Source organism: Streptomyces sp. NPDC015131 (assembly GCF_043079975.1).
Classification (GTDB): Bacteria; Actinomycetota; Actinomycetes; order Streptomycetales; family Streptomycetaceae; genus Streptomyces.
Genome location: NZ_JBIBVB010000008.1, coordinates 132387 through 155181, shown reverse-complemented (window position 1 = coordinate 155181; position 22795 = coordinate 132387). Strand labels below are relative to the sequence as shown.

Annotated in this window: 20 protein-coding genes; 10 read left to right on the top strand and 10 right to left on the bottom strand. The window is 74.1% G+C overall.

The annotated features are described in order from the left end of the window. Positions 1-5 precede the first annotated feature (5 nt). The 6 genes from ACF08D_RS28555 (at position 6) to ACF08D_RS28530 (ending at position 10038) form a co-directional block, all read left to right on the top strand. Positions 6-3119 carry an AAA family ATPase gene (locus ACF08D_RS28555; protein WP_392226629.1) on the top strand — a complete coding sequence of 1038 codons (3114 nt, stop codon included), beginning with the start codon at positions 6-8 and terminating at the stop codon, positions 3117-3119. A 227-nt stretch (positions 3120-3346) separates the two neighbouring features. Beyond that, positions 3347-4183: an alpha/beta fold hydrolase gene (locus tag ACF08D_RS28550; protein ID WP_392226627.1), complete on the top strand. Its 837-nt coding sequence runs from the start codon at positions 3347-3349 to the stop codon at positions 4181-4183. Between the two features lie 35 nt (positions 4184-4218). Continuing rightward, positions 4219-5370, top strand: coding sequence for an LLM class flavin-dependent oxidoreductase (locus tag ACF08D_RS28545; RefSeq protein WP_392227088.1), 1152 nt, complete (start codon positions 4219-4221; stop codon positions 5368-5370). Then, a complete protein-coding gene (locus tag ACF08D_RS28540) occupies positions 5367-6068 on the top strand; it encodes a CE1759 family FMN reductase (protein ID WP_392226625.1) in 702 nt (233 codons plus the stop codon). The genes ACF08D_RS28545 and ACF08D_RS28540 overlap by 4 nt, the downstream gene beginning before the upstream one ends. A 60-nt stretch (positions 6069-6128) precedes the next feature. Continuing rightward, entirely contained in the window at positions 6129-9005 is a 2877-nt protein-coding gene (locus ACF08D_RS28535) for an AAA family ATPase (protein ID WP_392226623.1), read from the top strand. Between the two features lie 106 nt (positions 9006-9111). Further along, positions 9112-10038, top strand: a complete 927-nt coding sequence (locus ACF08D_RS28530) for a helix-turn-helix domain-containing protein (RefSeq protein WP_392226621.1) — start codon at positions 9112-9114, stop codon at positions 10036-10038. Between the two features lie 46 nt (positions 10039-10084). Here ACF08D_RS28530 and ACF08D_RS28525 read toward each other — a convergent pair whose 3' ends face one another. Continuing rightward, positions 10085-10894 (bottom strand): class I SAM-dependent methyltransferase, encoded by an 810-nt coding sequence (locus ACF08D_RS28525; protein WP_392226619.1) that lies wholly within the window; start codon positions 10892-10894, stop codon positions 10085-10087. Between the two features lie 169 nt (positions 10895-11063). Between ACF08D_RS28525 and ACF08D_RS28520 the strand changes: the two genes are divergently transcribed. Further along, positions 11064-11525 carry a hypothetical protein gene (locus ACF08D_RS28520; protein WP_392226617.1) on the top strand — a complete coding sequence of 154 codons (462 nt, stop codon included), beginning with the start codon at positions 11064-11066 and terminating at the stop codon, positions 11523-11525. Between the two features lie 34 nt (positions 11526-11559). Here ACF08D_RS28520 and ACF08D_RS28515 read toward each other — a convergent pair whose 3' ends face one another. The 5 genes from ACF08D_RS28515 to ACF08D_RS28495 form a co-directional block, all read right to left on the bottom strand. Further along, complete coding sequence (locus ACF08D_RS28515; protein ID WP_392226615.1) at positions 11560-11742, bottom strand: hypothetical protein; 183 nt, start codon at positions 11740-11742, stop codon at positions 11560-11562. A gap of 15 nt (positions 11743-11757) precedes the next feature. Then, complete coding sequence (locus ACF08D_RS28510; RefSeq protein ID WP_392226613.1) at positions 11758-12036, bottom strand: hypothetical protein; 279 nt, start codon at positions 12034-12036, stop codon at positions 11758-11760. Beyond that, complete coding sequence (locus tag ACF08D_RS28505; protein ID WP_392226612.1) at positions 12029-12445, bottom strand: hypothetical protein; 417 nt, start codon at positions 12443-12445, stop codon at positions 12029-12031. The genes ACF08D_RS28510 and ACF08D_RS28505 overlap by 8 nt, the downstream gene beginning before the upstream one ends. A 249-nt stretch (positions 12446-12694) precedes the next feature. After that, a complete protein-coding gene (locus ACF08D_RS28500; protein ID WP_392226610.1) occupies positions 12695-13999 on the bottom strand; it encodes an SWF or SNF family helicase in 1305 nt (434 codons plus the stop codon). Beyond that, the gene (locus ACF08D_RS28495) at positions 13996-16926 is read right to left on the bottom strand and encodes an SNF2-related protein (protein WP_392226608.1); all 2931 of its coding nucleotides are present in this window, start codon (positions 16924-16926) and stop codon (positions 13996-13998) included. Before ACF08D_RS28495 ends, ACF08D_RS28500 begins: the two co-directional genes overlap by 4 nt. A 376-nt stretch (positions 16927-17302) precedes the next feature. On the opposite strand from ACF08D_RS28495, the gene ACF08D_RS28490 reads away from it, so the two are divergent. Both ACF08D_RS28490 and ACF08D_RS28485 read left to right on the top strand, forming a co-directional pair. Further along, on the top strand, positions 17303-17485 hold the full coding sequence (locus tag ACF08D_RS28490; protein WP_392226606.1) for a hypothetical protein: 183 nt from the start codon (positions 17303-17305) through the stop codon (positions 17483-17485). A 125-nt stretch (positions 17486-17610) separates the two neighbouring features. Then, a complete protein-coding gene (locus tag ACF08D_RS28485; protein WP_392226605.1) occupies positions 17611-17802 on the top strand; it encodes a hypothetical protein in 192 nt (63 codons plus the stop codon). A 254-nt stretch (positions 17803-18056) separates the two neighbouring features. On the opposite strand, the gene ACF08D_RS28480 is transcribed toward ACF08D_RS28485, so the two are convergent. The 3 genes from ACF08D_RS28480 to ACF08D_RS28470 all read right to left on the bottom strand — a co-directional run bounded on the left by ACF08D_RS28480 (position 18057) and on the right by ACF08D_RS28470 (position 20707). Beyond that, complete coding sequence (locus tag ACF08D_RS28480; protein WP_392226603.1) at positions 18057-18986, bottom strand: hypothetical protein; 930 nt, start codon at positions 18984-18986, stop codon at positions 18057-18059. Positions 18987-19097: 111 nt separating this feature from the next. Next, positions 19098-19433, bottom strand: a complete 336-nt coding sequence (locus ACF08D_RS28475; protein WP_392227086.1) for a hypothetical protein — start codon at positions 19431-19433, stop codon at positions 19098-19100. 530 nt (positions 19434-19963) lie between these two features. Next, positions 19964-20707 carry an AraC family transcriptional regulator gene (locus ACF08D_RS28470; protein WP_392227084.1) on the bottom strand — a complete coding sequence of 248 codons (744 nt, stop codon included), beginning with the start codon at positions 20705-20707 and terminating at the stop codon, positions 19964-19966. 54 nt (positions 20708-20761) lie between these two features. Between ACF08D_RS28470 and ACF08D_RS28465 the strand changes: the two genes are divergently transcribed. Beyond that, positions 20762-21988: an MFS transporter gene (locus ACF08D_RS28465; RefSeq protein ID WP_392226601.1), complete on the top strand. Its 1227-nt coding sequence runs from the start codon at positions 20762-20764 to the stop codon at positions 21986-21988. A gap of 60 nt (positions 21989-22048) precedes the next feature. Here ACF08D_RS28465 and ACF08D_RS28460 read toward each other — a convergent pair whose 3' ends face one another. Beyond that, the gene (locus ACF08D_RS28460) at positions 22049-22648 is read right to left on the bottom strand and encodes a class I SAM-dependent methyltransferase (RefSeq protein WP_392226599.1); all 600 of its coding nucleotides are present in this window, start codon (positions 22646-22648) and stop codon (positions 22049-22051) included. Positions 22649-22795 lie beyond the last annotated feature (147 nt).

Genomic DNA, 22795 nt, shown 5'->3' with positions numbered 1-22795 from the left:
GGAGGATGGGCGAGCGCAGGGACACGCAGGAGGAGACCATGGGCGCGGGCGGAGGCGTCGCGGGTGCGGGTGTGGGTGCGGACGGAGGCATCACGGGTGCGGGCCCGGGGGTGGACCGGGGCGCCGGGCCGAGCAGGCCCGGACTGCGCGGCCGGGAGGCGGAGGTCGGGCAACTGACCGCCCTCGTACGGTCCGTGCGGGACGGCGACGGCTCCGCGCTCGCCCTGCTCCTGGGCGAGCCGGGGATCGGCAAGACCGCGCTGCTCGCCGAGGCGGCCGCGATCGCCCGGGAGCACGGGTTCCTCGTCAGCGAGGGGCGCGCCGAGGAACTGCACGAACTGGCGCCGCTCGCCTCCCTGGCCTCCGGCCTCCTGCACGGCGACCCGCCCCTGCTGCCGCCCGGCGACTTCGCCCGCCTCGCCGGCCACCACGACCAGCGCATCTGGCTCGTCGAGCGGATGGCCCAGCTCATCGAGGAGCGTACGGCGGGCACACCCGTACTCATCGCGATCGACGACGTCCAATGGGCCGATCCGCTCAGCCGGTTCGCCCTGAACGTCCTGCCCGCCCGGCTGCGCACCTCACCGGTGCTCTGGCTCCTCGCCGGCCGGGAGGACCCGGACCTGCGCGGCGACGGCACCCGGGCGACGCGGATCCCGCTGCGGCCCCTGCCGGGCGAGGCCCTCGCCGAACTGGCCCGCGACGTCCTCGGCGGCGACCGCCCGGTCCCGGCGACGGTCGCACGGCTGCTCGACGGGTCGGGCGGCAACCCCTTCCTCGCCACCGAGATGCTGGCCGGCCTCGCGGCCCCCGGCCCGGACGGCGTCCACGGCCTACGGGATTCCGACGGTGCCCCCGGCCTCCGGGACCCGGACGGCGTCCACGGCCTCCGGGACCCCGACGGCGTCCACGGCCTCCGGGACCCGGACGGCGTCCACGGCTTCCGGGACCCGGACGGCACGGACGACGGCCACCGTGATGACGCGGGCCCGGACGGCCTCCACGGCCCCGCCGCCCCGGACACCCCTGCCGCCGAGACGGCCCGCGCCGGCCGTGCCCGTGCGGCGGGCGCCCCCGAGCCCCAACCCCACGACCCGGCGGCCGAACCGCCCCAGCGGCTGGTCATCGGCGTACGCGCCAGACTCGCCACGCTCCGGCCGGGCACCCTCGACCTCCTCCGGGTCGGCTCGGTCCTCGGCAGGGCCTTCCGGTTCGCCGACGCCGCCGCCCTGTGCGGCCGGCCCACGGCCGGGCTCCTCGGCGAGCTGCGGGAGGCCCTCGCCACCGGGCTGCTCGACGACGACGGCGAACAGCTCGTGTTCCGCCACGACCTGCTCCGCCAGGCCGTGTACGCCGACCTGGCCCCCTCCGCGCGCCGGGCCCTGCACCGGGAGGCCGCGCGGCACCTCGTCGCCATGGGCCGGGCCGCCGCCGACGCCGTACCGCACCTCCTCAAGAGCGCCCAACCCGGCGACCACGAGGCGGTCGAACTGCTCGGCAGGGCCGCCGCCGACGTACGCGCCGTGATGCCCGACCTCGCCGCCGACCTGGCCCTGCGCGCCCTGGAACTGGTGCCGCCGCACGACCCGCGGCTGTACGAGGCGGGGGAGCGGGCCATCGCCGCGCTGACCCGCGCCGGCCGCTACCGCCGCGCCCGGGAGGTGGCCGACGGCCTCCTCGCCCAGCTGCCGCCCCTGGACGTCTTCGCCCGGCTCCAGTCCGTCCTCGGCGACGCCCTGTGGCACCTGGACGACATCCACGAGCTGGACCGGCGCTCCCGCGCCGCCCTGGCCGTCGCCACCGACCCGGCAATCTCCGCCCGGCTGACCGCCCGGCAGGCGCTGGCCCAGTCACGCGGCCCCGACCTCCCGGCCGCCCGCGCGACGGGGGAGCGGGCACTCGCCGAGGCGGAGCGGGCGGGCGACCGCGAGGCCCGGGTCGCCGCGCTGTGGGGCCTCGGCGAGATCGCCCTCAACGCCGGGGACTGCGCCGCCGCCGTCGACCACCACACGGCGCTGAGCGCCTTCGACGCCGCCTTCCTGCCCGAGGAGATCGTCGCCCGGATCCACCAGGACGACCTCGACCGGGCCCGCCGGCTGCTCGCCGCGGCCGACGGCGAACCCCCGCGCCCCGCCCTGCTGATGTGGGCCCAGGGCACCCTCGACCTGGGCCTCGGGCGCCTGGACGACGCCGAGACCGGCTTCGTCACCGTCGAACGGCTCGAAGCGGAGATCGGCGTCCCCAACATGCTGGTCAACGTGCGGGTGCTGCGGGCGGGGCTGGCGCTGGCGCGCGGCGACCGGCGTACGGCCGGCGAACACCTCGACACGGTCCGTACGGCGGTGGCCGAGCGGCCGAACCCCGGCAACAACGCCGTACGCCACTACCTGGAGGCCGTCATCGCCGACGCCGACGGGAACCACCCGGCCGCCGCGGACCACCTCAGGTCCGTCCAGCACGACAACCCGTTCGTCCGGTGGCGCCTGCTGCGCACCCACTTCGTCGACGCCGTGAAGATCGCCCTCCGTGCGGGCGACCGCCCCCTGGCCCAGGACCTCACCGCCCAGGCCGCGGGCCACGCCGCCCGCAACCCCTCCGTACCGACGCCGCAGGGCATCGCCGCGCACACCGCCGCCCTGGTGCACGCCGACCGCGCCCTCCTGGAGCGGTCCGTCCGCATCCTCGGCACCGGGCCCCGCCCCCTGCACCTCGCGGCAGCCTCCGCCGACCTCGGGCGCGCGCTGCTGCGAGCGGGCGACACCGCCGCGGCGGCGCCCGCGCTGACCACGGCGTACGAGACGTACGTACGGGCGGGAGCGGGCGCCGACGCCGACCGCGTCCGCACGGACCTCGAACGGGCCCGGGCCCGCGCCCGCACCGGCGCCCGCCGCCGCGCCACGGCCCCGCCCCCCCAACACGGCTGGGACGCGCTCACCGCATCGGAACGCAAGGTCGCCCGGCTGATCGCCGCCGGGCACACCAACCGATCGGCCGCCGCCGTCCTCGTGATCTCCCCCCACACCGTCAACACCCATCTGGCGTCGGTCTTCCGGAAGCTGGCCGTCACCTCCCGGGTCCGGCTGGCCCGGCTCGTACCGCCGGAGGACGAGCCCCTCTGACCGGCCGCCGGGCGGGCCGGCCGCTCGGCTCCTGCGAGGAACGCTGCGCCGACGGGCAAACGCCGGTGCGTCACACGACAACACGCCCGGTGGGCGGGGCCTAGCGTGACGTCATCACGTTGCGCACCCAGGCACCACCGTCCGGCATCCGCCGTACAGGGGACCGCACCGGAGCGACGTGCCGCGACGCGGACCGACCACCGAACCACCCGAAGCGAGGAGCCCCCATGCCGTACATCACCGTGGGCCAGGAGAACAGCACCCCCATCGACCTGTACTACGAGGACCACGGCACCGGCCGGCCCGTCCTGCTCATCCACGGCTTCCCCCTCGACGGGCACTCCTGGGAGCGGCAGACCGCCGCCCTCCTCGACGCCGGCCACCGGGTGATCACCTACGACCGCCGCGGCTTCGGGCAGTCCTCCCAGCCGACGACCGGCTACGACTACGACACCTTCGCCGCCGACCTCCACACCGTCATGGAGACCCTGGACCTGCGCGACACGGTCCTCGTCGGCTTCTCCATGGGGACCGGCGAGGTCGCCCGCTACCTCTCCCGGTACGGCTCGGGCCGGGTCGCCAAGGCCGCGTTCCTGGCCTCGCTCGAACCCTGCCTGCTGAAGAGCGACGACAACCCCGACGGCGTCGCGCCCAAGGAGTTCTTCGACGGGGTCGTCGCCTCCGTCAAGGCCGACCGGTACGCCTACTACACCGCGTTCTACCAGGACTTCTACAACCTCGACGAGAACCTGGGCACCCGCATCAGCGAGGAGGCGGTGCGCAACAGCTGGGCCGTCGCCGCGGGCGGCGGGGCCCATGCCGCTGCCGCCGCGCCCTCCACCTGGTACACCGACTTCCGGGCCGACATCCCCGCCATCGACGTCCCGGCGCTCGTCCTGCACGGCACGGCCGACCGCATCCTCCCGGCCGAGGGAACGGCGCGCCCGTTCCACCGGATGCTCCCCTCCGCCGACTACGTGGAGATCGAGGGTGCCCCGCACGGCCTGCTCTGGACGCACGCGGACGAGGTCAACGCCGCTCTCCTCGCCTTCCTCGCCAAGTGACGGGGGCGTCACGGATGCACTCACCCACCCACCCCGTGCAGTTCGGCGTCTTCACCGTCGGCGATGTGACGCCGGACCCCACCGACGGGAGGACTCCGTCCGAGCACGAGCGGATCAGGGCGATGGTCGCCATCGCCCTGAAGGCCGAGGAGGTCGGGCTGGACGTCTTCGCGACCGGCGAGCACCACAATCCGCCGTTCGTGCCCTCCTCGCCCACCACGATGCTGGGCTACATCGCCGCCCGCACCGAGAAGATCATCCTGTCCACCTCGACGACCCTGATCACCACCAACGACCCGGTGAAGATCGCCGAGGACTACACGATGCTCCAGCACCTGGCCGGCGGGCGCGTCGACCTGATGACGGGCCGCGGCAACACCGGCCCGGTCTACCCGTGGTTCGGGCAGGACATCCGCCAGGGCATCCCCCTCGCCATCGAGAACTACGCCCTGCTGCACCGGCTGTGGCGCGAGGACGTCGTCGACTGGGAGGGCCGCTTCCGCACGCCGTTGCAGGGCTTCACCTCCACGCCCCGGCCCCTCGACGGCGTCCCGCCGTTCGTCTGGCACGGCTCGATCCGCTCACCGGAGATCGCCGAGCAAGCCGCCTACTACGGCGACGGGTTCTTCCACAACAACATCTTCTGGCCCGCCGAACACACCCGCCGCATGGTCGACCTCTACCGCCGCCGCTACGCCCACCACGGCCACGGCACTCCGGAGCAGGCGATCGTCGGCCTGGGCGGCCAGGTCTTCATGCGCGCCAACTCCCAGGACGCGGTACGCGAGTTCCGCCCCTACTTCGACAACGCACCCGTCTACGGGCACGGCCCCACCCTGGAGGAGTTCACCGAGCAGACCCCGCTCACCGTCGGCTCCCCCCAGCAGGTCATCGAACGAACCCTGTCGTTCCGGGAGACGGTCGGCGACTACCAGCGCCAGCTCTTCCTGATGGACCACGCCGGCCTGCCCCTCAAGACCGTCCTCGAACAGCTCGACCTCCTCGGCGAAGAAGTCGTCCCCGTGCTGCGCCGGGAGTTCGCGAAGGGCCGCCCTCCCGCCGTACCGGACGCGCCGACCCACGCCGCGCGCGTCGCCGCCGCCACGCCTCCGCCGGACGAACCGTCGGCGGCCCGCGGCGGGCGAGGAGCATCCGGCCCGGAGCCCCACGGGGTGACCGCCGCATGAAGCTGATCACCGTCTCCGCGGGGCTGAGCACCCCCTCCGCCACCCGGCTGCTCGCGGACCGGCTCACCGAGGCGGCCTGCGCCGAACTCGCCGCCCGGCCGGCCGGCACCACGGCGTACGAGGCCGGCGCCCCCGCTCCCGGGAGCGACGCCGCCCCCGGCGGTGGCGGCACAACCCGGGGCGTCGTCCGGGACGTCAGGGCCGAGGTGCTCGAACTGCGCGAACTGGCCGGCGACATCGCCCGCCACCTGGTCACCGGCTTCCCTCCGCCGAGACTGGCCACCGCCATCGACGCGGTGACCCGGGCCGACGGCCTGATCGCCGTCACCCCGGTGTTCGCGGCGTCCTACAGCGGCCTGTTCAAGTCCTTCTTCGACCTGATCGACCCGGGAGCCCTCACCGGTACGCCGGTCCTGATCGCGGCGACGGGCGGCACCGCCCGCCACTCCCTGGTCCTGGACCACGCGCTGCGCCCGCTCTTCGCCCACCTGCGTACGACGGTCGCCCCCACGGGCGTGTACGCGGCGTCTGGCGACTGGGGCTCGGGCGGGGACACGTACACCGACGGCCTGCCCGCCCGCATCCGGCGCGCGGGCGGGGAACTGGCGGCGCTCGTGGCCGCCCGCCCGCCCCGGTCCGAGCACGAGGACGACGACGCCGCCCTCGAACGGCAACTCGCCGACCTGCGGTTCGACTGAGGCCGCCGCCGGGCCGCCCGGCGCCCGGGGGCGTGGGCGGGATGTCCCATACTGGTCCGCGTGACGACCAGGCCCCGCCCCGAGGACCTCGGCACCGATCCCGCCCCTCCCGGACGGACGCCCCTGCGCGGCAGGGAGACGGAACGGGCGTACATCGAGGACCGGCTCGACCGGCTGGCCCTCGGCACGGGCGCGATCGTACGGATCGAAGGCCCCCCGGGCAGTGGCAGGACCCGGCTCCTGGCGGAGGCGGCGGCATCGGCGCGCCGACGCGGAATGCGGGTGTTCCAGGGGAGCGCTGACGCGGGTGCGTACGCCGGTGGGGGCGGGTGCGTTGGTGAGGGGGCGTACGCCGATGGGGGCGGGCGCGTTGGTGAGGGCGGCCAGCCGCTCGGCTCCCTGGGCCGGCCCGGCCTTTCCGGCTTGCCCGGCCCGCTCGGGCCGGCTGTCGCGCCGGGCCTCGGTCCGCTGCTCGAAGGGCTGTTGTGCGGCGAGGATCCCCTGCCCGGTGCCGCTCGCCTGCGGGACCTCGCCCAGGAGCCGGGCAGCCGCTTCTGGCTGCTGCACGAACTGGCTGACCGTTTGCGGGAGGTGGCGCGCGGCGGGCCGCTGGTCGTCGTGCTGGACGACCTCCAGTGGTGCGACGACCTGACCCTGCTGACCTTCCACACCGTCGCCGCCCGGCTCGTGTCGCACCCGGTGCTGTGGCTGGTGGCGGTGCGCGGCGGGAGCGTGCCGCCGAGGGTGCGTACGACGCTGGAAAGGATCCGGGAATCCGGGGCACACGCCCTCTCACTGGAGCCGCTCGACGACCGGGCGGTCGCGCGGATCGCGGCGGACCTTCTGGGCGCCGTCCCCGGCCCGGGCGACCTCCGGCTCGCCCGTCGTGCCGAAGGGGTACCGGCGCTGCTGGTGGAACTGCTCGGCGCTTTCACGGACGGGGGGAGGACGGTGGTGGACGAGGCACCCCGGTCCCTCGCCTTCGTCGAGCGCCGGCTCGCCCTGCTGTCCGGGGCGGCTCGCGCACTCGTGGAGACCGTGGCCGTGGCGGAGCCGCCGGTCACGGTGGAGTCGCTGGGCGAGTTGCTCGGGCGCCCGGCGGTGGCGCTGCTCGGCGCCGTACGGGAAGCACTGGACGCCGACCTGCTCACGGAGGACGGCGAGGTACTGGCGTTCCGCCACGCCCTGGTCCGTGAGGCGGTGGCGGCCGGACTGCCGCCGTCCCGCCGGACGTCCGGCCACCCGGAAGAGCGCGCTGCGATCCGGCACCGGCCGACCCTGCCCTCCCCGGCGACCGGGGCGGACGCAGCCGAGACCGAAGCCCGGACGCACCTCGAACTGGCCCGGCAGGCCCTCCCCTCCGACTTCGCCGAGGCGGCCCGGCAGGCCGGCGCGGGCGCCGCACTGCCCGGCGTTCCGCCGCACCTGCGTGCACGACTGCTCGCGCTCCGGTGCCTGGCGCTGGCCCTGTCGGGCAAGTACGCGGCGGCGGAGTCGACCCCCGCCCCGGCCCGGGAGTGGGCCGCCGCCGATCCCGCAGCCGAAGTCACTCTCGCGGTGGCGGAATCGGTGATGTGCCTGTACCGGATGGACTGGAACAGCGCGTTCCGGCACGCGGAACGCGCTGCCGCCCTGGGGTCCGGGCAGGCGGCGGACACGCCGGAGGCTCTCTGGCAGGGCCTCCTGCTGAACGCGACCGGGCGCTCCCGCGAGGCACTCGCCATGGCCACCGCCGCGAGCACCGGTTCGGGAGCGGGCGGCTGGGCGTCGGTCCGCGCGCGGGCGCTCCTGGACCTGGGGCGTCCGGCGGAGGCACGGGCCGAGACCGAGGCCGTGTACCGGGCGGGGGGCGGGTGGGGCGGGGGAGACCCAGCCGCCATGGGTGATCCGGCCGCCGTGGGTGACCTGGCCGCCGTGACGCTGGTGCCGACGCGCCTGCACATCGCGCTGCACACGGGCGACCGGGACGAGCTGGCCCGCGCCGGGGAAGCGGCGCGACGACTGCTACGGAGGGACACCGCACCCGCCGCCGTGCGCGCCACGGCCGCCTGGATGCTCGCGCTGCTGGCCGACGCGGAGGGCCGGCCCACGCGCGTCCGGGCCGCGCTGGACGAAGGGGCCACCCTCAGCGACCCAACAGCGCCCAAGACCCAGGCCACCATGAATGACCCACCCATCGCCCACGACCCGGCCGCAGCCAACACCCCAGCGGCCCTCAGCAACCCGGCCGGGCTCAGCGCCCTGGCCGGGTTGGACGCCCCGGCCGCGCGCAACGAGCAGCCCGCTTCCCTCCCCGAGGAACGGCTGCTCCTCCCGGGCCTCCTCGACCCGGGGGAGGCCCAGGCCCTCGTCCGGGTGGCGCTCCGGGCCGGTGCCCACGAGTGGGCCGCGGCGGCGGTGGACGCGGCCGAGCGGCGGGCGGCGCTCAATCCGGGGCACCCGATCCTTGCCGCCACCGCCGCGCATGCCCGTGCCCTGCTCGGCAACGACCTCGGGCTCCTCCTCCGCGCGGCGCGCCTCTACGAGGACGGCGACCGGCCGCTGGCCCGCGCCTCGGCGCTGGAGGACGCCGGACGCAAGCTGGCAGCCACCCGTACCCCCGAAGCGGTACCCCACCTGAGCACCGCCCTCGCCCTCTACACCCGGGCGGGGGCCACCCGGGACGTCGAGCGGGTCCGGCGCCGGCTGCGTGCCGCCGGTGTACGCAGGGAACCCTCCTCGGCCGGGTACGCCCAGGACTGGCCCGAGCTGACGGGTGCCGAGCTCCGTGTCGTACGCCTGGTGGCACGCGGCCTGACGAACCGCCAGGTGGCGACGGAGCTCGCCCTGTCGCCGCACACGGTCGGCACGCACGTACGCCGCGTCTACACCAAGCTGGGGATCGCCTCGCGCCAGGACCTGACGCGCCTGGTCCGAAGCCGTGACAGCGGAGAGTAACGGCTTCGTATACCCCATGCCCTCCGCCAGGATGGGCGATGCGTACGAGGCGATCACAACGTCACCTTCACAGAATGGTCATGAGAACCTACGGTGTGGAGTTTCCTTGACCCGATCACTGACATCGCCCGGCCCGTGGCTGGTCCGCAGCCTGTCCCACCCCCCGGCCCTCGAGGACGGCGGCGACTGCCTCTACCTGGGCATGCACGTCCAGGGACGGATCACCCTCGTCCGGGACGGATCCCGGCGCGAACTGGCCCCGGGCGACCTGGTCTTCCACGACCCCGCCCGCCCGGGTCTCCTCCACTTCGGCGACGGCGCCCGGATGACGTTCTTCCGGGTCCCCCGGCGCCAACTCGGCGCCACCGGACCGGAGCTGGACCGGGTGGTGGGAATCCCCGCCCCCGGTCGCCACGGGTTGGGTGCGCTGGTGTCGGACTTCCTCTCCGCCCTGGCCGCCAAGGCGGAGTTCCGCCGCTCCACGGTCGGCGACCGCCTCTCCCGCACGGCCGTCCACCTCCTCTCCGTCCTGGTCGTCGAACTCCTCGCCACGGCCACGGCCACGGCAACGGACCGCGAGCCCGCCCCCGCCGCCTCCCCGAGCGCCGGCGCCGACATGCTGGCCCGGATCCGCGCGTACATCGAGGAACACCTCATGGACCCGCAGCTCTCACCGGTCTCGATCGCGCGCGCCCACTTCATCTCCGTCCGGTACCTGCACAAACTGTTCCAGCAGGACGGCACGACGGTGAGCCAGTGGATCCGCCGCCGCAGACTCGAAGCCTGCCGCACCGACCTGAGCCGCACGGGCCGCCGCCTCACCGTCGCGGCGGTCGCCCACCGCTGGGGCTTCACCAGCCCCTCCCACTTCAGCCGCACGTTCAAGGGCGCCTATGGCATGTCCCCCCGCGAATGGCAGACCCTGGCCCCCTCACCGCACCCACTCCCACGACCACCAGCCGGCCTCGCCACCGAACTCCACGACGAACGCCCGGACATAGCCCTGGGCGTGGGCCTGGGCGCGGTGGTCTGAAGCACCTGGCAGGACCAGCGTGCATCACATCGCCGAGGCGATGACGTCACACCCGGCCGGACGCGATCAAAGCAGTGTGAGGCAGTACGAGGGTGCCACCCGGACCGGCGAACTCCTGGGCCAGCGACTCAAAGTGCTTCCTGATGTCGGCGATCACCGCCGGAGCCTGGCTCGTCACCATCTGGCCGACCGTCGCCACTCCGGCAGCCGGTCCCAGCCACCACTCCTCGACCGTCGTCACATGATCCCAAGACATCGCGTCGCAGGCGACATCCATCAAACCCGACTCGCGCAGCAGCGCCGCCAGACCCCATTCCGTGCGCGGAAAGTCGTCCTCGGGCGCCAGAGCGGGGAGGTGCCGGGGACGTTCCACGCCGGCCGCCCGCAGAGCCTTCCCGAGCAGCGCCTGACCGGCTGCCGGGGGAGCCGGCCAGATGGTGACGGCGACCGTTCCGCCCGGCCTCGTCACGCGCCGGAGCTCCCGCAGGGCCTGCAGAGGACGACCGACGTGGTTGATGACGAAGTTGCCCACGGCCGCGTCGAATTCACCGTAACCGAAGGGAAGACAGGGCAGGGCTGCCAGGCGTACGACCGCCTCGGGGACCGCCACGGCCGCACGAGCGACCACGCCCGGGTCCGCATCGACCACCGTCACCACCGCTCCCCGCGCACACGCACCCGCCGCCGCGCCACCCGTGCCGGTCCCCACATCGAGCACCCGGGTGCCCGTCCGCACTCCGGCGGCCTCCAGGAGCCTGGGGACCGGGTACGCGCAGAGCTTGGCGAAGCCCGCGGCATACGCGTCGGCCCGTCCGGCCCAGGCGCGCCGCTCGGCGACGTCGAACGCTGTCTCCATACTCCGAACCCCCTCAAGAACACGTGCACCGAGACGGTACGGCACTGGTCACCCCCGCGCCGACCCGGTCTGTTCACCCGCTTCGCGGGGGCGGCCTGCCGTCCCCCGAAACGTCCCCCGAACGCACCACCACTCCAGCGATCGCGCTGTTAGGCTCACGACCGGCCGTATGACCACGGTTGTGCCGACGGGGGTCCACGTGCACTTACGTCCCGAGCCGACAGCGATCCTGCTGACAGCCGTGCTTCTGGCTCTCGGCGGCTGCGCCGGTTCCGGCGCCCACGATCCTGATGGCCACAGGCCCAGTGCGGTGGCGAGCGAGACGCATGGACGCCTCGACGCCAAGCAGGACGTCCTCATCGACAGCTGCGGCATGGAACTGGACCGGCTTGTGGTGCGCTTCACCGTCACCAACGACGAGCGGCAGGACTACACGTACGATCTCGCGCTGCGATTCCAGGGTGAGACGGCGGACGAAGGCATCGCTCCGGTGCAGGCCACCGTCGATGGGCTGCTGGTGCGCGGCTCCGCCTCCCAGCCCGGGCACGCATCAGTGGCCTACGACGGCAACGGTACAGGGGCCGAATACAAGGGCTGCGTCGTTGCCGAGGCGACACGGACGGCCGCCTGACGCCGAGTTCACGCGCTCCGAGTGGCTGTTCGCGTCAGTCCCACGCGTTGAAGAGGATGCCACCCAACGTGGTGACGCCGTAGGAGCGGACGTTCCGCCACTCGGCCCTGGTGAGCGTAGAGGTGTCCGTTTCGGCGAGCGGTGTGGCGAGCAGTTCGCCGCCCATGACCGTGAAACCCGCGTCAGCGAAGGCTTGGGCCCACAACGGCGCCGCCACGAAGCCCTCCGCGTATCAGTCCCGATGTACATCGGCGAAGGCGACCCAGGGGTGGTGAGCGTGACACAGCACAACGCTCTCGCCGTCGTGCCCGACCACTGTCGCGATGTGGTAGGTCCGGGGATACACCCGTTCCTCCAGCTCGCCCACCGTGCCTCCGGCGACGCGGGCAGCGGCGTACAGAGCGGCGCGGAACGCGCGCAGCTCCGTCTCCGGGAGCGGACCGTCCTTCGGCCGGCAAAAGCCCGTCGCACCCCGCGGCAGCGTGAAGCCGCCGTCCCCCTGGTCAACCAAGCCGCTCATTCTGCCCGCCACCCTGCCCCCTCGGGGTCGCCCTCCAAAGTTCCGCGTCGAGCCCCTCCGGGCGAACGGCCGACGCGTTGATTCCGCACGCTCGCAACGCGCGCGCCAGGAGTTCCACCTCGGGGTACGTGCCCGAGTAGCCACCGTTCAGCACGCGGCGCGCCACCGCCTTGGCGCCTGCCAGGTCCACGCCCAGCTCAGCCCGCACGACGCGCATGACGGTGACGCCATCCTGCGTCGATGGGCCGCTCACCTCCAGCCGCGTGGGACCGTGCTCGGCGAGCATCTGCCGCCGCCTCGCATCCGGCATGTCGCCACCGCACGCGGCCAGCGCGAACCCGCAGACGGCACAGGCCGACTCGACGTCCCAGCGCAATCCGCCGCCTGCCAGGACCTGCACCCCGCAGCACTCCAGCTCCGCCCCACAGTTCTGGCACGTGGCGGCGTACCTCACGGACTCATACGGCAGCTCGCCCCTCTCCACTTCCCCCGCTCCTCCTCACGACGGTGACCGTTCAGCACAGTGTCCCCATGCGTGGCGGCCTCCCGCATACGAGGGGCGGGCCATCGACCTTCAACCCCGTGCCGCCCCCCGGCCGCTCGGCAACGGGGTCACCCTCCGCGCACGAGCGACCGGCCCCCGGCATTGTCAGGCGTCCTCGGCCGGGGGCGGCAGGGCGCCCGCCAGCGCGGCGGCGGGGTCCGGGTCCGACAGCCCGGCGGGGGACCAGTGGCCGGACTTCTCGCGGAAGGGCCACCACCGGCCCTCGCGGTCCAACCGCAGCTGTACGCCGGCATCGGCGGCCGTCCAGCGGCCGGGGCCGTCCGTACGGAGGGCCGGGCGCTCGCCGTCCTCCCACGCGGTGGCGAGCCGTGCGGCGGCGCGGGCCAGGAGCTCCGGTCCGGGCGTCCAGTCCTCCTCCAGTACGGCCAGCGCCGCCGCGCCTCCCAGCCGCCACGCGCGTGTGGCCACCTCCAGATCACTACGCCGGCGGCCGGTCCCGGCGGCGAGACGCTCCCGCGCGGCGGACGGCCACGCGGCGGTGGCGGCCAGCCGTACCGCGTCCTGACCGGCCGTCAGAGGCGCCTCGACCGGCCGGTCCTCGTGGCCGTCCATGAGCGCCTGGGCGAGCATCCGGTGGGCCCGGGCCGCCGCGTCCGCCGCGAGCAGCTCCAGCGCGTCCGGATCGACGCCCGGGGCCGGGCGCGACTCGGTGTCCAGCGACGGCGGCTGCCCAGGGGCCTGGGGCAGCGCGGGCGGTGGCGGCAGCGGCGGGAGGATGCCGCCCATGGCGAACGCCTCGTCCGCCCGTACGCCCTCCGGCACCGCCCCGCCCGGCGCGACGCCCGCCACCGCATCGCCGTCCCGCCCGTTCCGTACCGCGCTGCGGGCCTGCAACGCGTCGAGCAGTCGCCGCTCCCCACGCCCCCGCATCAGCAGCAGCACAAAGGGGTCCTGGTCCAGCAGCCGCGCCACCTGGTAGCAGAGCGCCGCCGTGTGGGCGCAGTGGTCCCACGTCCCGCATTCGCACTCCGGCTCCAGATCACCGAGGCCGGGCAGCAACTCCACACCCGCCTCGGCCGCGTCCTCCACCAGGTGCGGCGGCATGTCACGGTCGAGGAGGGCGGCGATGTGCCCCGCCCGGCCGACCGCCATGCCCAGGAACCGGTCCCACTCCTCCTCCGACAGCTCGCGCAGCAGCACATCACTGCGCTGCGCCGTACCGTCCCGGTCGGTCACCACGGCGGTGATCCGGCCGGGCCGCACCGCCACCGCGCCCACGGCACCCGCCCGCGCCAGTGCGCGCCCCTGCTTCACCTGCCGCCCGTCGAGCGCGGCGTCCTCCAGCGCCCGCAGCCACGTACGACCCCACCAGCTCTCCGCGAAGCCCCGGCCGTGCGCGGGGGGCATGGGCTGGAACGTCCGTTCCAGCTCGTCCCGTTCCCTGCTCATCGCCCACTCCCTCGTCCGCCCGTCACACCCTGTCCCTCCGGTGCACCCCGAAGGGACACGAGTTCCGCCAGCTCCGCGTCGGTCAGTTCAGTCAAAGCCCCTGGACCGCCGTCCTCGCCGGAGCCCAGCACCGAGTCGGCCAGCTCCTTCTTGCGGGCCAGCATGTCCGCGATCCGGTCCTCGACGGTGCCCTCCGCGATCAGGCGGTGGACCTGTACGGGCCGGGTCTGCCCGATGCGGTACGCCCGGTCCGTCGCCTGCGCCTCGACGGCCGGGTTCCACCAGCGGTCGTAGTGGACGACGTGCTCCGCACGGGTGAGGTTCAGCCCGGTGCCGGCCGCCTTCAACGACAGCAGGAAGACGGGGACCTCACCGGCCTGGAAACGGTTCACCATCGCCTCCCGCTCGCCCACCGGCGTCCCGCCGTGCAGGAACTGCGTCCGCACGCCACGTGCCGCCAGGTGCCGCTCCAGCAGGCGGGCCATCCGCACGTACTGGGTGAAGACCAGCACGCTCGCCCCCTCGGCCAGGACGGTGTCCAGCAGCTCGTCCAGCAGCTCCAGCTTGCCCGAGCGGCCCGCGATCCTCGGGTGATCCTCCTTGAGGTACTGCGCCGGGTGGTTGCAGATCTGCTTGAGCGCCGTCAGCAGCGCCACGACGAGCCCCCGGCGCTCCATGCCGTCCGCCTCCGCGACGGCGGCCAGGGTCTCCCGTACGACCGCCTCGTACAGGCCCGCCTGCTCGGGCGTCAGCGACACCGTCCGGTCGGTCTCCGTCTTCGGCGGCAGTTCGGGCGCGATACCGGGGTCGGACTTCCGGCGGCGCAGCAGGAACGGCCGTACGAGGGCCGCCAGCCGGCGTGTGGCGGCGGGATCGGCGCCGCCCTCGACGGCCTGCGCGTACCGGCTCCGGAACGTCCCCAGGCGGCCCAGCAGCCCGGGGGTCGTCCAGTCGAGGACCGCCCACAGCTCGGATAGGTTGTTCTCCACCGGAGTGCCGGTGAGCGCCACGCGTGCCTTGGCACCGATGGTCCGGAGCTGAGCGGCGGTGGCCGAGTACGGATTCTTGACGTGCTGCGCCTCGTCGGCGACCACCATGCCCCACTCCACGCGCGCCAGCCGGGCCGCGTCGAGACGCATGGTGCCGTACGTGGTGAGGACGAACTCGCCGTCCTCCAGGCCCTCCAGATCCCGTCCGGAACCGTGGAACCGGCGCACGCGCGTGCCCGGGGCGAACTTCTCCACCTCCCGCTGCCAGTTGCCCATCAGGGACGTCGGACAGACAACCAGGGTCGGCCCGGCGGCGGACGGATCGGTCTGCCGGTGCAGGTGCAGCGCGATGAGGGTGATGGTCTTGCCCAGACCCATGTCGTCGGCGAGACAGGCGCCGAGGCCGAGCGAGGTCATCCGGTGCAGCCAGTTGAGCCCGCGCAGCTGGTAGTCGCGGAGGGTCGCGGCGAGGGCGGCCGGCTGGGCGATCTCCCCGCCGCCCTCACCCGCCCGGTCGCCCTCGGGGTCGGCGAGCCGGTCGCGCAGCGCCCGGAGCCAGCCGGAGGGCTCGACGTCCACCGGGTGGCCGTCCACTTCCGTGGTGCCGGTGAGCACGGCCCCGAGGGCGTCGATGGGTGTGACCGTCCGGTCCTGCCGCTCCCGGGCTCGGCGGGCCTCCTCCGGGTCGATCAGCACCCACTGGTCACGCAGCCGTACCAGCGGCCGTCCGGACTCGGCGAGCCGGTCCAGCTCGTGCCGGGACAGTTCGTGCCCGCCCACCGCGAAACGCCAGTTGAAGGCGAGGAGCGCGTCGGCGCCGAGGAAGGACGGCAGCTCCGAGTCGCGCTCACCGCGCGCGTGCCGCCCCTGTTCCTCCCCGTCCGGCGGTCCGACGACGGCCCGTGCGGTCAGGGAGCGTGCCATCCGCCGGGGCCAGTGCACCTGTACGCCGGTGGCGGCCAGCGCCCGTGATGCCGGTCCGAGCAGCTCGGCCACCTCCTCGTCGGCCAGGTCGATGGCGTCGGGCACGGAGGCGGACAGCAGCGGAGCGAGCGCCGGCCACGCGCGTACCGCACGGCGCAGGGCGAGCAGGGCGTCCATCCGGGCACGCGGCCCGAAACGGTTCCCTGCCCCGCCGGGCGCCTCGGCCCACACGTCGGCGGCCTCCGCGACCAGTGCGGGGTCCTCGGCGCTGTGCAGCTGGAGCACGGCCCGGAAGGCCGGCGCGGCCGCCGAGTCCAGATCGGGCACGTCGATCCGCAGCGACAGCCGTACACCGGCGTCATGGCCCGCCGCCACGTCCGCCGCCCAGGTCCGCTGCTCCGGGATGTGCTGCGGCTCGTACGAGGCGAAGGGGGCACCGCCCGTGGCGAGCTGTGCCGCGGGGGTCCGGGGCAGCGTGTCGGCGACCGCGTCGAGGAAGGAGCGCAGCAGCCCTTCCGGTTCGGCCAGCAGCGGCATACCGTCGGCCGCCCGCCCGATGGGCACGGCGTGGGCCGCGGGCGGCATCGAGGCGGCCAGGTTCCGCACCCGGTCCAGGTCCTCGGCCGTGAACGGGCCGGCCCGCCACGCGTCCTGGTCGGTGGCGCTGATGCCCGGCAGCAGCAGGCCCCGGGCGGTGAACTGCAGGGCGAGGAGGGCGGCGGCGCTCCAGAAGGCGGCGGCGTCCGAGGCACCCGCCCTCCGGCCGGCCCGGGTGAGTACCGGAAGGGCGTCCCCTACGGGCATCACCAGCGCGCGCACCGAGTCCAGGGCACCGTCCGCGGTGGCGACGGCGAACTCCTCGACCGCTCCGGTGGTCGAAGTGTCGTCGTGGGGCAGTGCGAAGGCGACCCGGGACGTACGGGGCGGGTCGGCGGGCAGGAAGAGGACGGTGCAGGCGGCCAGTCGTGACGGATCGGGTGTCGCGTGGAGCAGGGCTTCGGAAAGCTGGTGCACAGCGCTGACGTATTCCTCAAATTTGACTACTGAAGGTGGAAGCGCCGAGGGTACCCGATCGGTCGCGTCGGACCGGGGCTTGAGGGAGTGACGTGCGCCACTACGAGGGAGGGGTGCGGGCAGCCCCCTCCTCGCACTCCGGGTCTCCCCAGGCCGAAGAGGGGTGGTGGCGCCATGGCCGCGGAGGTGTTCTTGTCCGTACGTTGGTGGTCGGGTCGGTTTGCCTCCCGGAACCCGGGTGCCGCCGGCTCCACTAGGACCAGGACCACAGGACCCTTTCCCTTCCCGAGCGCCCGGTGCGGGATCGGAACCGGCACGCTCCACCATGCGTTCTGAGAGCAGACACGGCCGTCGGCCGCGAGGAAGGCGTCGAGCGATGACCACAAGAACGAAGATCATTATCGGGGGAGTGGCCGTCGGCCTCCTCCTCTGGCCACTCATCGGATTCTGGATGTCGCTGCTGGTGCTGATCGGCGTCCCGGCCGTCGCCTACCTGGCCCTGGACCCGGGCCAGCGGCGCCGGCTGCGCCGCGTCAGCCGTAAGGAGCTCGGCCGCTGACCGGGGCTGCCACGACCCGGACCGGGCGGCGACCGGTGTGGGAACGATCATTTCGCCCGCCTGGGCCGGTCTGAGCGGCGCGCGCCGGGGTACCCGCTCCGCCCGGAACACCGGAGGGAGAAACCATGGATGACAAGCGGCTCGAGGGCGCCGGAGAGAGTGGCCCCGGAGTGCCGAGGGACATGCCCGACGAGCAGGCGGGCAACGGCCCCGACCATTGGGACCCGGACCTCGGCGAGGCGGCGGACAGCGAGGACCGGGACCGGACGCCCGCCGAGGACACGCCCGAGGACGGCGCCGCCGAACCCAGCGGCTGACCGGTACGGCCGCCGACAAGGCGGCGGCGATCACGGGCCCGGCCCCGGGCACCGACCGTGCGCCGCCGCCGACACCGGCGGCTGAGCGGCGGCATTCCGAGGGCCGACCGGGCACTGACCGGTGGCTGACCGGGGCGGCGGGCCGGCCGGGAGTCTGGCCGCCCCGTCCGTGCCGCCGAGCCGCCCGCTCCCGTTCAGTCGTGGCGCCGAGCCGCCCGCTTCACGTCACTCGTGGCGCCGAGCCGCCCCTCCCGTCAGGCGGGGCGTTCCGCCATTGAGTCGAGAGCGGCCAGCAGGGCGGGCAGCTTGGGCCCCCGGCCGACCGGCAGCACCTCGCGAGGCATCTCGTCCAGCAGGACGAAGGCGATGTCGTCCGTCCGCGCGACGACCGACCAGCCGGGGCCGTCCGCCCGCAGCGTCCGGGCCCCGCCGGGGGCGAACCCGGACCTGACCCGGCCCGGCGGCGGGGGCTCCCGCAGATAGCCGCGCAGCTCGGTCAGGACCCGGCGCAGAGCACGGTGCCCGCCGTCCGTGGACCGGCCGGCCGCCCCGGAGCCACCCGCCAATACGTCCGCCTCGGGCGCCGGAGCCGCAGCGACGGGCTCACCGGACTCCGAAGGAGCCGCGGGCTCACCGTCCACCGGCCGGGGAGAGGCCGCACCCTCCCCGCCCCCCGCGAACGCGTCCTCGCCGAGCTGGTCACGCCAGCTCGCCCACTGGAGGGCCACCTCGTCGGCACCCATCCTGCGCTGCGCGGGCCCCCACTCCCGGGGGTCCGGGGGCACCAGGGGAGGACGCTCACCGGGGGCGGTCTCCGGGTCGTGCGGCTCAGGCACGTGCGGAGCGGCGACGGCCAGGGCGAGCGGCCAGCCCGGGAGAGCCACCACCACACTGCGCTCGTCGGGGGACAGGTCGTACTCCATCCCGCAGTCCCAGGACGCGATCGCCACGGCCACCAGCGACACATCGTCCACGACGACCGTCCAGCGGGCGCCCTCCCCGTCCTGGCCGAGCACCAGCCCGTACCCCTCGGCGTACGGCTCCAGTCCCAGTGCCGCACACGCCTCGGGGTAGTCGTCGCCGAGCACGCTGGGGAACTGGGCCGGGGTCAGCAGGACGGCGGTCAGCACATACAGCGCGTCGTCCTCCGGGTCGCCGACCTCCACCGGTTCAGTCCCGGCCATGGCCGCCTCCCTCCGAATGGTGTCGGCGCACCTTAACCAGCGAGTAACCCAGGCGTCGAGAGGCCGGCCGCACGAACCGCGAGCACGGGTGGCGCCCCGAGGTGCGCGAGATCAGGCGGCCGGGAGGCCCATGAGCCGGCGGGTCACCGTCTGCGGCGACTCGCCGCGCTCCCGGGCCAGGGCGATCACCGCGCGGCACGCCAGCTCGCTCACCCCGAAGGAGAGCGCCTCGGGGGAGACCCACCCCTCCGCCTCGTCGATCCGGTCCTGGTCGTCCTCCGCACATGCCGCCACATAGGCGGCCGCGGCCTCGAAGATGTTGTGCGGCCGCGCCCCACCGGCACGGCCCGCCCCGCCGCCTCCCTCCCGCGCGGCAGGGCCGGACGTACGGGCGGGCCCGAACCGAGACCTCAGAGACTCGGAGACGGAACCGAAGCGGCTGGACATCGTGCGGAGTCCGTTGAACACAGGGCTCACCCTTCCGCTGCGCGGCGGTGGAACACCACCGGTCGTCGACGCTGTTCCTCCAACGTAAAGTCCCGTCCGCCCCGGCAGAAGGGGACGGCAAGAGCGCGTTCACCGGCCGCACGGGTGTCGTCGCGGTGGCACGACGATGATGTGCGGATGTTCTCCGCAGATCTCAGCGAGTACGACTACCAGGACGAGGACGCTTTCACAGACAGGGAGTCGGGCTTCTACGCGCTCTGGTACCGCCCGACGTACCTCCGCCTGAATGTCGGCACCGCCGCGTCTGAATGTCGGCACCGCCCACGGATACCGGCCCCCGCAGGCCTTCATCGACGCGGTGCTCGCCGTTGATCTTGAGGCGTGGGCAGCCGCCCGATGGCCCGAAGGCCCCTTCCCCTGGGTGCCGGACGACGCGGAACGCATGCTGGAGTAGGGACCGCCGAAGGCCACGCGCCGGGCCCGGGCCGTGCCGAGGACTCGTACGTGCCCTCAGCCGGTCCGGCGTGCCCTCAGCCGGCCCGGTAGGAGCCTGGGGTGTGGCCGAACGTGCGACGGAACACGTCGATGAAGGCGCTGGTGGACGACCAGCCGCACTGGTGGGCCACCGCCGTCACCGGCGTCCGCTCCGTCAGGAGGACCAACGCGTGGTGGAGGCGCAGCTGTGTGCGCCACTGCGGGAAGGACATGCCGAGGTCACGGCGGAACAGCCGGGACAGGGTGCGGTCGCTCGCCCCCACCTCGCGGCCGAGTTCGGCGAGCGTGCGGCTGTCGCCCGGATCGGCCTGCAGGATGTCGCACAGGGTGCGCAGCAGGGGTGCGGTGGGGGTAGGCAGGTGCAGCGGCTGCTGGGGCGAGGCCCGTAATTGGTCGAGGAGCACCGCGTGAAGGCGTGCCCGTTCGGGGCTGTCGTCGTCCTCGGCGCGGGTGTAGGCGATGATCAGTTCACGAAGCAGGGGGCCGACGGCCAGCACGGTCGGTGAGTCGAGGCCGAGCGGGTTCTCCGTGGCGGGCAACCCCACCAAATGCAGGTCCAGTTCACCGAAGGCCCGGTGCGCGTGCACCGTACCGGCAGGCACCCAGATGGCGCGCGTACCCGGGGCGATCCAGGAGCCCTCGCCGGTTGCGACCGCCACCACTCCGCGGCCCGCGTAGATGATCTGGTGGTCGTCGTGCCGGTGGGCGTCGATCGAGCCGCCGGACCTCAACCACTGCGTGCGGGTCGGGGCCACGGGATCGTGGCGGATTTCCCTCATCATGTGGCAGGTTATCGGAAGCGCGACAGGACGCCCGGCGCGGAGCATGGCGGCATGCGAGGGAACACACCGATCGTTCTGCTGTCCGTGGGCCACGCCTGCGTCGACTTCTACCAGGGCGCCGTGGCGGCCCTGTTGCCGTTCTTCATCGCCGAGCGTGCCTACACCTACGCGGTCGCCTCAGGCGTCGTGCTGGCCGCTTCGCTGCTGTCCTCGGTGGCGCAGCCGGTGTTCGGCGCGCTCACCGACCGCTGGCCCCTGCCCTGGCTGCTGCCGGTGAGCACGCTGCTCGCCGGTGCCGGCATCGCCCTGAGCGGCCTGAGCGGCTCGTACGCCCTCACGCTCGTGTGTGTGGCGCTGTCGGGGATCGGCGTGGCCGCCTACCACCCCGAATCCGCCCGCGTCGCCCGTATCGCCGGTCGAGGCAGTCACCGGGCCATGGGCTGGTTCTCCACGGGCGGCAACATCGGTTTCGCGCTGGCCCCGCTCACGGTCGCCGCCGTGGTGGCCACCGGGGGACTGCGCTGGACGCCGCTGCTGGTGCTGCCGGCCCTCGCCGGCGCCGCGATGTGCCTGTGCGTGGTGCGCGCGCAGCAGTTGAGGCAGGCCGACGGGTTCCGTATGAAGGTGCCGACCGGGAGCGACGACACCACCTCGTTCGTCCAACTGTCGCTGGCGGTGGTCTTCCGGTCGATTGCGTTCATCGGCTTGAGCACCTTCATCTCGCTGTATGCCCGGCAGCGCCTGGGCGGCAGCATGGCCGCGGGCACAGCGGCCCTGTCCGTGCTCTACCTCGGCGGGGCGATCGGCTCGGTTCTCGGCGGGTTCCTGGCCGCTCGCTGGGACCGCGTGACGGTCTCGCGCTGGTCGTACCTGATCACGGCCGTGGCCATCGCGGGCGTGGTGTGGGTGCCGGGCCCGCCCCTCTATCTGTTCGTGGCACTGACCTCGATGGGCCTCTACGTGCCCTTCTCGCTTCAGGTCACCCTCGGCCAGGACTACCTGCCCTCCCGGGTCGGCACCGCGAGCGGCATCACCCTCGGCCTGGCCATCAGCATCGGCGGCATCGCGGGCCCGGCCATCGGCAGCCTCGCCGATGCCACCTCGCTGCGGACCGCCCTGACGCCTCTCGTCCTGATGCCCGTGCTGAGCTGGCTGCTCCTCCGCACCCTGCGCGAACCGAGCGTGCCGCAGCCTCAGATCACTGCGCCGGCCAAGGGAGACGCCACGGGTGCCACCCACAGTCCCGCTCGCGGTCCCGCCCACGCCGAACCTCGATGACCAGTCGTACGACGACGAGGCCGCCGTCCCGTCACCGCAGCCACCCGCCCCCTCCCGCAGTCAGCCGCGGCGTACGGCCAGCGCCAGAAAGCGCTCGTCCTCGTCCGCGTACCGGACCATGTCCCACCCCGCCTCCGCCAGCAGGGGGCGCAGGTTCGGCTCGGCACGCAGGTCGTCGCCGGTGAGGCAGCGCCCCTGGCGGGCGGCCAGGGCGGCGCGGCCGACGGGGTGGAAGAGCGCCAGCCGGCCGCCGGGCCGTACCGCCCGCGCCAGCTCCCGCAGGTCGTCGGCGGGCCGGGGAAGGTGGGACACCAGCCCCGCGCCGAACACCCCGTCCAGGACGCCGTCGCGCAGCGGCAGCCGGGCCACGTCGGTGAGCAGCAGAGTCCCGCTGCGTTGCCGCCCGGCCCGCACGGCCGCCGCAAGCATGGCGGGGGTCAGGTCCGCGCCCAGAACGGTGCCCTCGGGACCCACGGCCACACGCAGGTGCGGCAGGGCGCGGCCGGTTCCGCACCCGGCGTCGAGCACGGTGTCACCGGGGCGCAGCCCCATCTCGGCGACCGCGGCGGCGAACTTCGGCCCGTCATCGGGGAAGCGCGCGTCCCAGTCGGCCGCCCGAGCCGTGAAGAACTGCTGGACGTCTGTGTGGTCGTCGGTCATACGAGCATGATCCCGTACTGTTCCGCCGACCGTACGGTGCACCTGCCCGAGCGTGCCCCGGTCGTCCGTCATCCTCTCTCTGTCATATTCCGCCTGTTTTCGAAATGCGCCCCCCTGTGCGCCCCCCTCAGGTCTAGCGTCCCTGGG